At 55.6% G+C, this 14,929-nt stretch carries 14 protein-coding genes; 6 read left to right on the top strand and 8 right to left on the bottom strand.

The genetic code is table 11. The features are described from left to right. Nucleotides 1-41: 41 nt before the first annotated feature. The 7 genes from tauD to M2422_RS10020 form a co-directional block, all read right to left on the bottom strand. The gene (tauD, locus tag M2422_RS09990; RefSeq protein ID WP_033144732.1) at nucleotides 42-893 is read right to left on the bottom strand and encodes a taurine dioxygenase; all 852 of its coding nucleotides are present in this window, start codon (nucleotides 891-893) and stop codon (nucleotides 42-44) included. Next, nucleotides 890-1,717 (bottom strand): taurine ABC transporter permease TauC, encoded by an 828-nt coding sequence (tauC, locus tag M2422_RS09995; RefSeq protein WP_010427972.1) that lies wholly within the window; start codon nucleotides 1,715-1,717, stop codon nucleotides 890-892. Before tauC ends, tauD begins: the two co-directional genes overlap by 4 nt. Beyond that, entirely contained in the window at nucleotides 1,714-2,481 is a 768-nt protein-coding gene (gene tauB, locus M2422_RS10000; RefSeq protein ID WP_259140536.1) for a taurine ABC transporter ATP-binding subunit, read from the bottom strand. Before tauB ends, tauC begins: the two co-directional genes overlap by 4 nt. A 10-nt stretch (nucleotides 2,482-2,491) precedes the next feature. Then, nucleotides 2,492-3,454, bottom strand: coding sequence for a taurine ABC transporter substrate-binding protein (gene tauA / locus M2422_RS10005; RefSeq protein ID WP_023293188.1), 963 nt, complete (start codon nucleotides 3,452-3,454; stop codon nucleotides 2,492-2,494). A gap of 177 nt (nucleotides 3,455-3,631) precedes the next feature. Next, entirely contained in the window at nucleotides 3,632-4,564 is a 933-nt protein-coding gene (gene mmuM / locus M2422_RS10010; RefSeq protein ID WP_048975100.1) for a homocysteine S-methyltransferase, read from the bottom strand. After that, entirely contained in the window at nucleotides 4,551-5,951 is a 1,401-nt protein-coding gene (gene mmuP / locus M2422_RS10015) for an S-methylmethionine permease (protein ID WP_032661626.1), read from the bottom strand. Before mmuP ends, mmuM begins: the two co-directional genes overlap by 14 nt. 253 nt (nucleotides 5,952-6,204) lie before the next feature. Next, nucleotides 6,205-6,588: a GFA family protein gene (locus M2422_RS10020; protein ID WP_064673469.1), complete on the bottom strand. Its 384-nt coding sequence runs from the start codon at nucleotides 6,586-6,588 to the stop codon at nucleotides 6,205-6,207. 168 nt (nucleotides 6,589-6,756) lie between these two features. Between M2422_RS10020 and M2422_RS10025 the strand changes: the two genes are divergently transcribed. Continuing rightward, the gene (locus M2422_RS10025) at nucleotides 6,757-7,866 is read left to right on the top strand and encodes an AI-2E family transporter (RefSeq protein ID WP_033144729.1); all 1,110 of its coding nucleotides are present in this window, start codon (nucleotides 6,757-6,759) and stop codon (nucleotides 7,864-7,866) included. Nucleotides 7,867-7,986: 120 nt separating this feature from the next. Continuing rightward, nucleotides 7,987-9,771: a diguanylate cyclase gene (locus tag M2422_RS10030; protein WP_259140539.1), complete on the top strand. Its 1,785-nt coding sequence runs from the start codon at nucleotides 7,987-7,989 to the stop codon at nucleotides 9,769-9,771. Here the strand turns inward: M2422_RS10030 and M2422_RS10035 are convergent. Then, nucleotides 9,768-10,061, bottom strand: a complete 294-nt coding sequence (locus M2422_RS10035) for a hypothetical protein (protein WP_071884809.1) — start codon at nucleotides 10,059-10,061, stop codon at nucleotides 9,768-9,770. The two genes, M2422_RS10030 and M2422_RS10035, sit on opposite strands and share 4 nt — an antisense overlap. 365 nt (nucleotides 10,062-10,426) lie before the next feature. Here M2422_RS10035 and M2422_RS10040 point away from each other — a divergent pair, with 365 nt between their 5' ends. The 4 genes from M2422_RS10040 (at nucleotide 10,427) to M2422_RS10055 (ending at nucleotide 14,928) form a co-directional block, all read left to right on the top strand. After that, nucleotides 10,427-11,500, top strand: a complete 1,074-nt coding sequence (locus tag M2422_RS10040) for a catalase family peroxidase (protein ID WP_047061213.1) — start codon at nucleotides 10,427-10,429, stop codon at nucleotides 11,498-11,500. Continuing rightward, nucleotides 11,497-12,084 carry a cytochrome b gene (locus tag M2422_RS10045; RefSeq protein ID WP_045143162.1) on the top strand — a complete coding sequence of 196 codons (588 nt, stop codon included), beginning with the start codon at nucleotides 11,497-11,499 and terminating at the stop codon, nucleotides 12,082-12,084. Before M2422_RS10040 ends, M2422_RS10045 begins: the two co-directional genes overlap by 4 nt. A 400-nt stretch (nucleotides 12,085-12,484) precedes the next feature. Further along, entirely contained in the window at nucleotides 12,485-12,979 is a 495-nt protein-coding gene (locus M2422_RS10050) for a molybdopterin-dependent oxidoreductase (RefSeq protein WP_039263874.1), read from the top strand. Nucleotides 12,980-12,996: 17 nt separating this feature from the next. Continuing rightward, a complete protein-coding gene (locus tag M2422_RS10055; protein ID WP_064673471.1) occupies nucleotides 12,997-14,928 on the top strand; it encodes a bifunctional diguanylate cyclase/phosphodiesterase in 1,932 nt (643 codons plus the stop codon). Nucleotide 14,929 lies beyond the last annotated feature (1 nt).

The following is a 14,929-nucleotide window of genomic DNA, read 5'->3' on the forward strand; positions in this document are numbered from 1 at the left end:
AGTCCCCTCGCCCCTTTGGGGAGAGGGTTAGGGTGAGGGGATCATGGCGCACGGTAAAACGGCTTATCCCCCAGGATCGTCGCCCGCTGCATAATCCGGCGCTGCGGAAGATAGTCCGCATTGGCGTAGTGCTGCGTCACGCGGTTATCCCAGATCGCCAGGTCATTCTCCTGCCAGCGCCAGCGCACCTGAAACTCGGGCCTGGTGATATGCGCGAAGAGGAAGCTTAACAGCGCCTCGCTCTCTTTCTCCGTCACATCCACAATGCGCGTCGTGAACCCTTCGTTCACGAACAGCGCCTGCTTGCCGGTGACCGGATGGGTCCGCACGACCGGGTGCAGCAATGGAGGATGTTTCGCAACCGCCTCCTGCCAGCGCTGATGCTCCTCTTCCGTTTTACGGTACTTGTACTCCTGGAACGATTTTTTGAAGTCGTGCTCCGCCCGCAGCCCGCTCAGCAGCGTCCGGAACGGCGCGGAGAGCGCCTCGTACGCCGCAATCCCGCTGGTCCACAGCGTATCACCCCCGGTTTCCGGCAGCAGCTTCGCCGCCAGAATGGCCCCGGCGGGCGGCGTCTCGATAAAGGTCACGTCGGTATGCCAGTTGTCGTTGTCCGGCGGGTTATCGTTGTGGGTGTCCAGAACGATAATCTCCTCCACCCCCTCCGCATGCGGATAGACAGGGTGGATATGCAGATCGCCAAAGCGCAGGGCCAGCGCGCGCTGCTGCTGCGGGGTGATCGCCTGTTCGCGCAGGAAAACAACCTGATGACGCAGCACCGCGTGGTACAGCTGCTCGAACTGGTTATCGCTCAGCGGACGGGTCACATCCAGGCCCGACACCTGCGCGCCAATGTACGGCCCCAGCGGGGTAATGGTCAGACGTTCACTCATTGTATTTCTCCATGCCAGGGCGTAAGGCGACGCTGTAACGCGCGCAGCCCCAGTTCTAATCCAAAGGCGATCGCGGCAATCACCGCGATCCCTGCCAGCACCACGTCAGTCGCCAGGAACTCTCCCGCCGACTGCACCATAAAGCCAAGGCCGCGCGTGGCCGCAATCAGCTCTGCCGCCACCAGCGTGGACCAGCCCACGCCAAGGCCGATGCGCAGCCCGGTTAAAATCTCCGGCAGCGCGCCCGGTAAAATCACGAACAGCAGCACCTGCGTGCGGCTGGCCCCCAGCGACTGCGCCGCGCGGATCCGCACCTGCTGGGCGCTCTTCACGCCAGCCAGCGCCGACATGGCAACCGGGGCGAAAATGGCCAGATAAATCAGCAGGATTTTTGACGTTTCACCGATGCCGAACCAGATCACCATCAGCGGCAGATAGGCCAGCGGCGGCACCGGACGGTAAAGCTCAATCAGCGGATCGAGAATGCCGCGCACCGTCGGGCTTAAGCCCATCGCGATCCCGACCGGTATCCCGATAATTACCGCTGCCAGAAGCGCCACCAGAATACGCGCCAGACTGGCTCCAAGATGCTGCCAGAGCGTGGCATCCATAAAGCCCTGCGGCCCGGCGATGGTAATGAGTTTGGCCAGCACCTGGCCCGGCGGCGGAAGAAACAGCGGGCTGACCCACTGCTGGGCAGCAACCGCCCACCACACCGCCAGAAGCACCAGCAGCGTACCGACGCTCAGCGTGATTTGGCGCGAGAAAGGCCAGCGCAGCGCCAGACGCGTGCGGCGCGTTTTTTCACTGAAGACGATGCTCATGAGAAAGCCTCCCGTTGTTCAAACACGCGGCTTAAAACGTATTCACGCTGTTCGATAAACAGCGGATCGGATTTGATGCTGCGCACGGGCTCTCCCGCGACGTAGCGGCGGGCGAAATCCAGCGGCAAGCGCTCCAGCACGCGGCCCGGCCCCGGCGAGAGCAGCACCAGCTCCGTCGCCATAAACACCGCCTCTTCGATATCGTGGGTAATCAACAGCACCTGCTTGCCCGTCTCGTGCCACAGGCGCAGCAGCAGGGTTTGCATCTGCTCGCGGGTGAAGGCATCCAGCGCCCCGAACGGCTCGTCCAGCAGCAACAGCTGCGGATTCGCGGCCAGCGCGCGGGCAATACCGACGCGCTGACGCTGGCCGCCGGAAAGCTGCCAGATAAAGCGTTTTTCCGCCCCTTCCAGCCCCACTTTTTTCAGCATCGCCCGCGCCGTTTCCAGCCGCTGTTCGCGGTTGATGCCCGCAAGCTGTAGCCCAAACGCCACGTTTTCCTGCACGTTGCGCCAGGGAAGCACCCCTTCGTTCTGGAAGACCACGCCGCGCTCGGCGCCCGGGCCTTCCACCTTTTTGCCTTCCAGTTGAATAGTGCCATGCTGATAAGGGACAAACCCGGCGATCAGATTCAGCAGCGTGGTTTTTCCGCACCCGGACGGGCCCAGCACCACCAGCAGCTCACCGCTGTCCAGCGTCAGGTTGATATCCTCCAGCGCGGGCTTACCACCGTAATCGGCGTACAGGTTCGTAATATTCAGCATGGCGGACTCCTTATTTCACAAAACGATCGGTCACGTACTGGCTGTAATCCGCCGCTACCGCAGGCACTTTGCCCTGCTCTTTCAGGAAGGTGGCGGTATCCACAATCGCTTTGTTCACCGGCCCGGTCAGCTGCTGCACCTGCTGCGCGGGCGTCAGATAGGTATTGCCTTTCACCAGCCCCGGCACGTCCGCTTCCGGCACGCCGCTCAGGCGGGAGAGTTTTTCCAGGTTGGCGGGCTGCTTCAGCCATTCATCCGGGTTGCTGATATACGGCTGCTGGGCGTCAATCGCGCTTTTGGCGAAGGCTTTCACCACCTCAGGATGTTTCTCGGCAAAGTCTTTGCGCACGACCCACACGTCGAGGGTTGGCGCGCCCCACTGGCCCACTTTTTCAGAGTCGGTCAGCACGGTGCCGTCTTTTTCCAGTTCGTTCACTGCCGGAGCCCAGACGTAAGCCCCGTCAATATCCCCGCGCTGCCAGGCGGCGATAATCGCCGGCGGCTGCAGGTTGATGATTTGTACCTGACCCGGCTTGATGCCCCAGTGTTTGAGCGCCGCCAGCAGGCTGTAGTGGGTGGTGGAGATAAACGGCACGGCGATGCGTTTGCCGATCAGATCTTCCGGTTTGGTGATGTTTTTCTTCACCACCAGCGCTTCAGAGTTACCGAGCTGCGAGGCGAGCAGGAAAACCTCGATCGGCACCTGCTGGCTGGCCGCAACCGCCAGCGGGCTGGAGCCGATATTGCCGATCTGCACGTCGCCGGAGGCTAACGCACGCACGACGGACGCCCCGCTGTCGAACTTGCGCCAGTCGACTTTCGCGCCGCTCTCTTTGGCAAAGGTGTTGTCCGCCTGCGCGACTTTCGCCGGTTCCGCAGAAGTTTGATACGCGACGGTGACGTCCACCGCCTGCGCCTGAAATGCCCACAGCGCCAGTGCGCCGAGAAGTGTGATTCGCGATGAAATTGCCATAATGTCTGCTCCCCTTGTTGTTATGAGGGCAGTATTTCCGGCGCGGGAATTTTGATAAAGGAATAAAAATGAATCGCTCATAACGATTCGTTTTTAGATAAAAAGCGGGAAAGGATAGTTGGTTTTGTGCGGTTGTTTTTTTCCCTCTCCCCGTGGGAGAGGGTCAGGGTGAGGGTATCAGCGCTGCGCGTTCAGCTCAGCAATGTCTTTCGGCGTGGTGCGACAGCATCCGCCAATCAGCTTCGCGCCGGCTTCCAGCCACTGCGGCAGATACCCTACCAGCGTCTCGCACGCTTCGCCGTGGTGGTGCCAGGTTTTGGTTACCGCGTCATAATGCTCGCCCGAGTTCGGATAGACCACCAGCGGCAGCGACGTCAGGCTTTGCAGATGCCTCAGCGCCGCCGTAGTGTTTTCCAGGGCGATGCAGTTAATGCCCAGCGCGACAATCTGCGGAGAGTTTGCCAGCGCGCTGACCACCTCGCGCAGCGGCGTGCCGTCGCTCAGGTGTTCGCTGTCGCGTAAGGTGAACGAGAACCACACCCGGGCGCGGGGGTACCCGGCCAGAAGCGCCGCCAGCGCCTTGATCTCCACAAACGAAGGCAGCGTTTCGCAGGCCAACAGGTCAGCGCCCGCATCCAGCAGCGCTTCCACGCGCGGGCGGTGGAAGGCAGTAAACTCCTCGATGCTGCGCACGTAGTCGCCGCGATACTCTGAGCCATCCGCCAGATACGCGCCGTACGGCCCCACGGAGCCCGCCACCAGCAGCGTGCCCGCATGCGGGTTTTCAGCCAGATACGCTTCGCGCGCCTTACGCGCCAGCTCCACGCTTTTACCGATCAGCGCGCGGGACTGCGCCTCGTCCAGACCGCGCGCCGCAAAGCCCGCAGGCGTGGCCTGATAGCTGGCGGTGATCGCCACCTGCGCGCCCGCGCGGTAGTAATCGAGATGCACTTCGCGAATGAGTTCCGGGTTTTCCACCAGCACTTTGGCTGACCAGAGGCTGTCTGCCAGGTTACAGCCGCGCGCTTCCAGCTCCGTCGCCATCGCGCCATCCAGCACCACAAACGGCTGTTTTTCAAGGATGGCGGTAAGCGGGTTATTCTGCGACATGTTCAGGCTCCTGCGATGTCATATTTCGGGTCAGGTAGTACGCACCATAACACAGGGCGACAAACGGAAGCCCGCAATAAAGGGCAATGCGCTGGCTCGGGTCAAACCACAGGCCGACACAGGCCACCACGCAGAGGATAAAACCGAGCACCGGCACCAGCGGATACCACGGCGCGCGGTACTGCAGCGCAGAGAGCGGCTGCCCGGACTGCAGATGACGGCGACGGAAAACGAAGTGCGACGCGCAGATGCTGATCCACACCGCCACCACCGCAAAGCCAGAAATCGCGGAGAGCGCGACAAACACCGTGTCCGGGGCCACTACGCTGGAGAACAGCGCCAGCACGCCGCCGAGCATAGAAACCGAGAGCGCCGTCAGCGGCACGCCGTTTTTGTTCACGCGGGCAAAGCAGCGCGGCAGCGTTTTCTCGTTCGAGAGCGACCACAGCATGCGCCCGGAAGCGTACAGTCCCGAGTTCGCCGCCGAGAGGATCGCCGTCAGGATCACGAAGTTAACGATGTCTGCCGCGTAAGGAATACCGACCTTTTCAAACACCAGCACGAACGGGCTCTTTTCCACGCCCGCCTGCTGCATCGGGATCAGCGCCGCCAGCACAAACACGGTACCGATAAAGAAGATAATGAGGCGCGCAATGGTGGTGCGGATAGCAACCGGAATCACCTTGTGCGGATTTTCCGTTTCCCCCGCCGCGATGCCGATAAGCTCGGTACCGGAGAAGGCAAAGTTCACCGCCACCATGGTCATCAGGATCGGCAGGCCGCCGTGCGGGAACCAGCCTTCGGCGGTGATGTTGCTTAACCCCGGCGCGGGTGAACCGTCCTGCATCGGGATAAAGCCAAAGACCGCCGCCCCGCCAAGGATAATAAAGGCGATGATGGTGATGACTTTGACCAGGGAGAACCAGAATTCGCCTTCAGCAAAGAAGCGCGTCGAGATGACGTTCAGGCCAAAAATCACCGCGCAGAAGACCACGCACCAGGCCCAGACGGGCACCTGCGGGAACCAGTACTGCATACAGAATCCCGCGGCGGTGAAGCTCGATCCAAGCGCCACCGTCCAGGTGAGCCAGTAGAGCCACGCCACGGTATAGCCCGTCGCCGGGCCAAGGTAGCGGGCGGCATAGACGTGGAACGCGCCGGTTTCCGGCATCGCCACGGAAAGCTCGCCCAGACACTGCATCACCAGCCAGACTACCAGCGCGCCTATCAGGTACGCCAGCAGCGTGCCCGCCGCCCCGGTCGTGGAAATGATGTATCCGGTATTGAAGAATAACCCTGTCCCAATCACGCCACCCAGCGAGAGCATAATCAGGTGGCGTGTTTTCATGGTGCGCTTAAGCTGCCCATTTTCTTGTTGTGTTTGCATATTACCTTCTATACGTATGGACATCTAAACATCCAAAGAAGGTGTGTTATACCGCGATTGTTAATAAAAAGCTAGATGACCAGACGCAAACGGGCACGCCTCGCGCTGAGTCTGGGGTGGGTCGTGAGGATCACATAGAGAATCGGACGCCAGGCCATAAGCACCTCCGCAAGCAGATACTTACAGCATGGTGCGGGAAGCGGCGATCTTCGGTCAGTCGAAAGTGGTAACGATGAACCCTCGGATCATACTTTTACGCTTCCCTCATGGTATGTCGCCACCAGGCAGGCATCATGTCGTCGAAGGAGTGATTTTCCGGGGCAAACTCCGGCTGGTCCGGATCGTCAAACACGCCAGTAAATAAGGCAACGGTGGGTGAATCATCAATCGCGCCAATTGAACTGCCGCAGGTGGGGCAAAACGCCCGGCTGGAGTAGTACGACGATCGCCATGTCGCCGGACGTCCGCCCGGACCGATCCACTGCACGTTTTCCGCCGGAAACTCAATCCATACGACGGTTTGTGCGCCGGTGTGTTTCTGACAGATATCGCACGAGCAGGTGTGCACATTGCCCCCATTCGCAGCGGTAAAGCGAACCGCGCCGCATAAGCACCCACCTGAAAAGACCTTTTCCATGCTGTCGTCCTGAGCTGTTTAAAATCTCATCAAAACATAACACATTATTGAGGTCTGTATGCCGGGTCAGGCGCGAAGCCATCGTCCGGCACGCCAGCGGCAGAATTATTGGTAAATCCTCAAATCAGTTCTATAGTCGACTCTGCTTATTCGTTACCAGGAATCACTATGCGCTTTAATGGACTGACCAAAGGTTTCTTCATTTTTATTCTCGCCCTCGTCACCTGGGCCTTCTTCGACATACTGTCGCCCTACTTCTCCGCGATACTGTGGGCCGCCATTCTGACCGTCATCTTCAATCCGGTAAAAAACAGGCTGCGCGCCGCGCTGGGGGATCGCAACGGGCTCGCCTCGCTGTTGACCATTGGCATTATCTGCCTGATCGTTTTTATTCCGTTGATGGTTATCCTCTCCTCGCTCGCCATTGAGCTGAACGTGGTTTACACGAAGCTTCAGGAGAACAACACCCAGTTTCCGGAAGTGGTGGCGAGCATCTTCAACCATCTGCCTGACTGGGCCAGCGGCTTCCTGGCGGATCACAACCTGACCAACGCGGCGCAGATCCAGAAAAAACTCTCTGACGTCGCCCTGCAGGGCGGGCAATATCTCGCCGGCAGCGCGTTTCTGATTGGCAAGGGCACGTTTGGCTTTGCGATTAGCTTCGGCATCATGCTTTATCTGCTGTTCTTCCTGCTGAAAGACGGCCCGTATCTGGTGCGCCAAATCCTTGACTCCCTGCCGCTGTCTGATTTCGCGAAACAGCACCTGTTCGCCAAATTCGTCGGCGTGTCGCGTGCCACGGTAAAAGGAACGGCGGCGGTGGCGGTGGTTCAGGGCATCCTCGGCGGGATTGCGTTTGCTATTGCCGGTATTGACGGCAGCGTGCTCTGGGGCGCGCTGATGGCCTTCCTCTCGCTGGTGCCCGCCATCGGCTCGGCGATTGTCTGGGTTCCCGCAGCCATCTTCCTGTTCGCCACCCATCAGCTTTGGCAAGGGCTGTTTATTGTCGGCTTCTTCGTGATTATCGTCGGGCTGGTGGACAATATCCTGCGCCCGCTGCTGGTCGGGAAAGACACCAAAATGCCGGACTACCTGATTCTGATCTCCACCCTCGGCGGCATGGAGCTGTACGGCATTAACGGCTTTGTGATTGGGCCGCTCATTGCCGCGCTGTTTATCGCCTGCTGGAACCTCTTCTCAGGGCGCGATCACGAAGGTAACGCCGAAGAACTGGACCCCGACTTCATCGAAGAAGGAAAAAATCCTCCAGAATTGTGAGGATGTGACGATATAGACCACACCAGGCGGCGCTGTGCCGCCTTTTTTTTCGCCTTAAATCAAACGTTTTCTATAATTTGAAAGAACGCCATCCTACTCATGTCGTAAAAGGATCATCAGGTGCGAATCGCAACGATAACAAACTGGGCCTACGGTGCCACGGTCTGCCTGACCATCGCCTCCGGCATCATCATGCTGATGGCGTCCAGTGCTGATACCCTCGAGCGTCAGGCCGTTGAACAACGGCAGAAATTTGATCAGCTAACGGAAGATATCGAAACCGATATCTGGGCCCAGTCTGATTTAGCACGGCTGTACGTCATTAAAAAAGATCCTCAGGTTCTCAAGGAATATGACCAGGCGGAAAACAGCCTGAAGAGCATCGAGCTTCGGCTGGAAAAGTTGCAGGATAACGGCGCATCGGATGAAGAACTGGCCCTGCTGCATGAAGGAATAAAGATCGTCGATGAGCTGCAGGACGAACAGCAAACCGCCCTTTCCAGCCTTGAGCGAGGAGAAGACGCGCAGGCCGTTGCGCTACTCTACGGTGCGCCCTATGAGCAGGAGCTGGAGCGCGCGCAGAGCCAGCTCGATCACTTCCGCCAGATACTCGACAAACGCGTCATCGCCTCCGTTCAGGACGCGACAAAAAAATCGAAAGCGCTGCGTACGGCCTCTGAGCTGATGGTCGGCCTGACCGCCCTGCTGTTCTTGTTTGTTCTCGGCTTTATATTAAAGCGCCGCGTGCTGCGTCCCGTGGTGCGCCTGAGCGACGTGGTGCACCGCCTGGCATCCCAGGATTACGCGGTTGAAACGCCCAATTTCAACCAGATTGATGAGATTGGCGACATGGCTCAGGCCATCCGCATCTTCCGCGAAAACGGCCTGGCGCGACAGCGTCTGGAAAAAGAGCGCGATGCCGACTGGGCCATCCGCGAGCTGCTGGCCCGCATGACCCAGCGGCTGCAGGGGTGTGAGAACTTTAACGATGTGATTAACGTGGCGGAGCTGTTTGCGCCTAATATCGCGCCGGGGATCGCGGGGCGACTTTACGTCCTTGACCGGGAGCCATGGCAGATGCGCTGCGTCGCACACTGGCTTTCACCGGTTGGGGAAGAGACGAGCTTCCACCCTGACGAGTGCTGGGCCGTGCGCCGCGGGCAGAGCCACCCGCCGGTAAACGGTGAGCCGGATATCGCCTGCTACCATCTTCCGGCATCGCAAGCTGAAAGCTCGCTGTGCGTGCCGCTTATCGCCCAGGGCGAGGCCATTGGCCTGCTCTCATTCCAGAATATTACGGCGGACAACGCCCCATCCCGCGCCTATCTGGAACTGATGGCCGAAGCGCTCGGGCTGGCGCTGGCCAACAAGCGTCTGCGCGACGCGCTGCTGGAAAAAGCCTTGTTCGACCCGCTCACCGGCCTGCGTAATCGTCATCATCTGGAAGATACGCTGCAAACCCAAACGGCACAGGCGATGCGCACCGGCGAGCCGTTAAGCTGCATGATGATCGACATCGATCACTTCAAGAGCATCAATGACCGCTTCGGCCATGAAGCGGGCGATCAGGTGATTAAAAGCGTGGCGTCAATTGTCCAGCGTGCCGCCCATGACAACGGACTCGCATTCCGCTACGGGGGCGAGGAGTTTCTGGTCCTGCTTCCCGGTGCCGATGAACCAGAGGCGCACGCCTGCGCGCAGAAGATTTACAATAGCGTGCATGAGCTGTCGCTTCGCTACGGGCTGACCGAGATTGGGCCGGTGGATGTGTCGATTGGCATTGCCAGCTACCCGCAACATGCCCAGACTGACAACCTGCTGCGCGCCGCGGATGTGGCCTTGTACCGGGCGAAAGAGCTGGGCCGCGCGCGGATTGTGAGCTTTGGGATGCTGGAGGCGGGTTAGCTATTATTTTCACGCCACTGCTTTACCATCTCATCCGTAACTTCATTTTTATAACAAATGGGAGCATAGCCTCCCGCTTTACTCCATGCGCTGCGTCTGCCGCAGGCGCTTCCGTTTCTGGCCCGGTTAAAAGGACAGGCGCATACTCCGGGATAAGATGCGATCGACTCTGCAATAACGTTCTCTTTAACCTGTTCACTGGAAACTGAACTGTTTTTTGCCATAGCGATGTCCGCAACAAAAAAGCAGCACACAGCGCAAAGCACCATCAAGAATGGTCTTTTTTTCATTTTTTGATTCGTTTTAAGGAAGGGTGTGCACACGATAAGCGGCGAATGAAAGAGATAATCTGATTTACATCAATGAATCTAATTCGTCAGGAACAACAAACCTTACACGTTCTCGCTTGAGAAATAGAAAACTTTAAATTACATATTTCGTCACTATTTCTCAGTAAGAACCTGTCCTGCCACAATTACCGTTGTGATAAGTAGCCCTCCTTTGTGACGGCGAAAAGGTTTAAACTTTTCGTGATATTCTTTCTTTACGCCCCTTAATTTTTATACTCAAACCATATTCGCCACTGTATTAACACATGTCACGCGCAATACGTTGTGCATGACATGTGAAGATATTTTGTTATGGAAAAACGTCTATGTCGAAACTGGATTTGAGATCCAAAAAAACCTGGGGCGCGCTGGCATCGATCGCCGTTGTCGCCGGTACGTTGGCATTTGCTTTTGCATGGACGGCGGGCTGGCTTGGTTCACGCACGGTCAGCCAGGCACTGGTGGGTGAAACACCGAAACCCTTCCCGCCGGGTTTTCGCCGCGCGCATGGAAAAGGCATCTGCTTTGCTGGCACCTTTACGCCAAACGGCTCGGCAAATTCTCTTTCAACCTCCCGCCTCTTCTCACAGCAGGAAGTGCCCGTGGTGGGCCGATTCTCTATTGGTACTGGCGATCCCCATGCCCCGGATAGTACGACCAAAACCCTGAGCATGGCGCTGCTGCTGAAGACAGATGACAAGCAGCAATGGCGAATGGCGATGAACAACGAGCCTTTCTTCGCCACGCACAGTCCGGAAGGTTTTCTGGCCTTGCGAAAAGCCACGGCTGTCGATGCAGCCACTGGCAAACCGGATCCACAGCGTCTCGCAGACTTTTTGAAAGCGTACCCGGAGGCGGAGAAATACCTTAAATGGGCGGCACAAAAACCCGCGCCCGGCAGCTTCGCGGGCGCGACGTTTTACAGCATTAACGCCTTTTATCTTGTGAACTCGCAGGGAGATCGCCAGGCCGTTCGCTGGATGATGCGTCCGCACGAGCCTTTCCTTTCTATGAGCGATGAACAACGACAGAAAGCCGATGACAACTTCCTGTTCGAAAACCTGCGTCAGCGCCTGGCGCAGAAGCCACTCTATTGGGATTACGTTTTGCAGCTCGCACAGCGGGGCGATCCGGTGGATGACCCTTCCCAGCCATGGCCGGACGATCGCAAACAGATGGTTGCCGGCACGCTGGAAGTGACGCGTGTCGAAGCACAATCCGAGGGCGCGTGCCGCGACGTTAACTTTGACCCTTCGATTGTTCCTGCAGGCGTTGCAGTGTCTGATGATCCCATCTTAAACGCCCGTTCCGCTGCCTATTCCCACTCTTTCAGTCGCCGTGAGCGGGAAATCGGCTACGGCAAGGCCACCGAAGCTGTGCAAAAGCAGGAGGTAAAATGAGCTCGAATAAAGATATGCGAGAGCACGCGCCGCAGCATTTCAATATCCTGGCGCGAAGCCTGCATTGGCTGATGGCGGTGATGATCCTGGCCATGCTTTTCATCGGTGCCGCAATGATGACGTCGTTACATCACCGGATTTGGTTAATCGACCTGCACCGGCCGCTGGGTGTCGCCATTTTACTGCTGGCACTGGTGCGTCTGGTCAACCGGCTCCTTAGCCGGACGCCCCCACTTCCTGCTGATTTGCCCGTCTGGCAGGTGCTTGCAGCAAAGGCATCACACTGGATGCTGTATGGGTTAATGCTGGCAATGCCGCTGCTGGGCTGGGCGCAACTGTCGGCAGCCGGGCTGCCGATTGTGATGTTTAGTGGCGTCAACCTGCCGGCGATTGCCCCGAACAGTCCAGCACTGTATGCCTGGTGTCACGACGCCCATAGCCTTCTGGCAAAGTTGCTTTTTGCTGTGGTGCTGGTCCATATCTCTGCCGCACTCGTTCATGCGTGGATCTACCGGGACGCAGTGTTTTCCAGCATGGCGAAAGGGGGGAAGTCGGCGTCAGCCATCCAGGATGACATGAAGTAAGGCAAGCGATATGGGACACGCACCATCAGAATGGTCGTGTTCTCGCTTATCGTCGTCATCCTGAAACAACGGACACAACCGGGGTGCGTATTTAGTCTCCAGATTCGCGCCCCAAAAAGCCAAGGACATCCTAAAATTGTCGCGGAAGTTAATATCTATCAATTAAAGCGATTATTTTTTAAACAGAAGAGCATTTATGCCCGCAATTTTAGCTTTTATCAAAAAGTTAAGCGTCGCTCTAGTATCAAACACCCTGTCACCCGCAACACCTAACCTATTGATTAAAATGGGTTTATATCAACAAAAACGATAAAACCCCTTACTCCTCAACAAAATATATAAACTCGTGTGATATCTAAATTATAATTCTTATACTTATGTTCAAAAGGTGGAGGTCAAAATGCGATTAACCCTACTGCTGTTATGCTGTCTCGTACAAAGTGTAACCTGGGCTGGCGACCTGCCAAAACCAGTTGGTAAACCCATTTTAACGATTTACGGTAATATAGAAAATACCAATGAAAATGGAAAAGCAGTGTTTGATCTCGCCAGCCTTGAAAAACTCGGAGTAGTGAGTTTCGAGACGACATCTCCCTGGTATAATGGTCGTACGAAGTTTGAGGGTGTTCCAATGAACAAACTCATGGAGTATGTGGGTGCGAAGGGAACTAACGTTAATGTTATTGCGCTCAATGATTACTCTACCGTGATCCCTCTCAGTGACTTTAAAAAATACAACGCCATACTTGCCTTAAAGGTCAATGGCGAATATATGCGCATCCGCGATAAAGGCCCATCGTTCATTGTATACCCCTATGACAGTCTTCCTGAGTTGAATAATCAGATTTATTACTCACGATCAGCATGGCAGGTTAGCAAAATGAAGATTGAGTAGTCGTTCAGGAGAACATAATGAACAGGATACTGGTTGGTATCATTTTTTCTCTTTTTATCACGACAGGATATATTGCATTCCTTGTTTACGATCGCCAGCAGGAATTGCAAAAACTGACTCAATACACTGAGTCCTGGTCCGTGGCACAACTGGTATCAGAGTATTACCGTTTTGAATCATGGCTTGGTCTATACGCAACCGATACCGATGACGTTACGATAGACCAGGTCCGCATGCGTCTTGAAATTATGCTCAGCCAGAGCGATTTAATGAAAGGGGGTGATTTAGGTCGCTATATTGACAGTGATAAAGCGCATCAGGAGCTCGCTTTGCGCTTAGAGAAAATACTGGCCTATCTGGATAGCCATCTTGAAAAAATGAGCCACCCAGAACTACAGGCATACCTGACAAATATGCATGACCTTGATGCGCCGCTGAGCCAGCTTTCTGCAACGGCATTGACGAAAGATATTAACACGGTTAATGAATCCAACCATAAAATACAAATCCTGTATTATATTTATTCGGTACTTTCATTATTACTGGTGATATTAAGCTTTATTCTGGGTTTCTTAATGATCTACCAGAATAAAAACATTCTCAAAGCGCACATGCAGGTTAAAAGCCTTGCTGACGAGCTTCAGATATCAAAAGAAACGCTGCAAATTCAGAACTCGAAGCTGGAATATGATGTTTATCATGACTCCCTCACCGGCATGAAAAACCGCCTTTTCTTCTGGGACGATCTCAACAAAATTAATCTTCAGGCAGATAAAAACCACATCCCCGTCACGGTGATGTTATTTGATTTAGACCGCTTCAAAGAGGTCAACGATACCTATGGCCATGATGCCGGAGATTTGCTGTTGAATCAGGTATCCAGACGCCTCACCTCAATGAGCAGCGCCACTGATACCTTTTACCGTTTGGGCGGAGACGAGTTTGCCCTGCTTTCCAGTGGACTCACTGAAGCAGCCGCCGTTTCGCGTGCCAAAGAAATCAGCGAACATATCAGCCAGCCCTATACGATTAATAACCAGCTGATAAAAATCGCCACCTGTGTGGGTATCGTTTTATCTGATAATGAACGGCGCTCTGACTACCTTTATAAATTTGCCGATCTGGCGCTCTACGAAGCCAAAAAAGAGGGTTCACAGCAGATAAAAGTTTTCCGTCAGTGGATGCTGCAAAAGTTGCAGGAAAGCAGAACCCTTGAACATGATATGGCACTGGCGATCGATAACCATGAATTCGTTGTTTATTACCAGCCTATTGTCGATTCATTCAGCAATGAAATTTACGGCTATGAAGCGCTTATTCGCTGGATACACCCGGTGAAGGGGATCCTGTCACCCGATTACTTTATTTCCGTCGCTGAAAAAACGGGGATGATCAACCAGATCGGCAAAACCGTGCTGGAGCTTGCCTGCCGGGAAGCGGTTTCCTGGGCGGTTCCGGCAAGGATCTCTGTGAACGTCTCACCCGTTCAGCTGGGCACGAAATCCTTTACGGCGATGGTACAGTCCATCCTGAAGGAGACAGGACTTCCGGCAAACCGTCTTGAATTAGAAGTTACGGAGTCATCGCTCTTCAGCGACAGCAACACGCCGCTCACTATTCTCAAAAAGCTGAGAACGCTGGGTGTAAGAATTTCAATCGATGATTTCGGAACGGGTTATTCGTCGCTCTCACGTCTGAGTGAACTGAATTTTGATAAAATTAAAATCGATAAATCCTTCGTGAACCCGATATCCACGCAGGATGATGCCCTTAATATCGTTAAATTGATAACCGGCATGGCGAAGAGCCTCAATATGAGGGTCATTGCAGAAGGTGTTGAAACCGAAGCGCAGCTTGAACGTCTTCAGGCGCTTGGCTGCGATCTCGTCCAGGGATACCTGTTCGGAAAACCACAGGCTGAGATTGACAGGAAGATTAGATACGGTTGAA

Origin of the sequence: Enterobacter sp. SLBN-59, from assembly GCF_024807915.1 — a bacterium.
In the GTDB taxonomy this organism is placed as follows: Bacteria; Pseudomonadota; Gammaproteobacteria; order Enterobacterales; family Enterobacteriaceae; genus Enterobacter; species Enterobacter asburiae_B.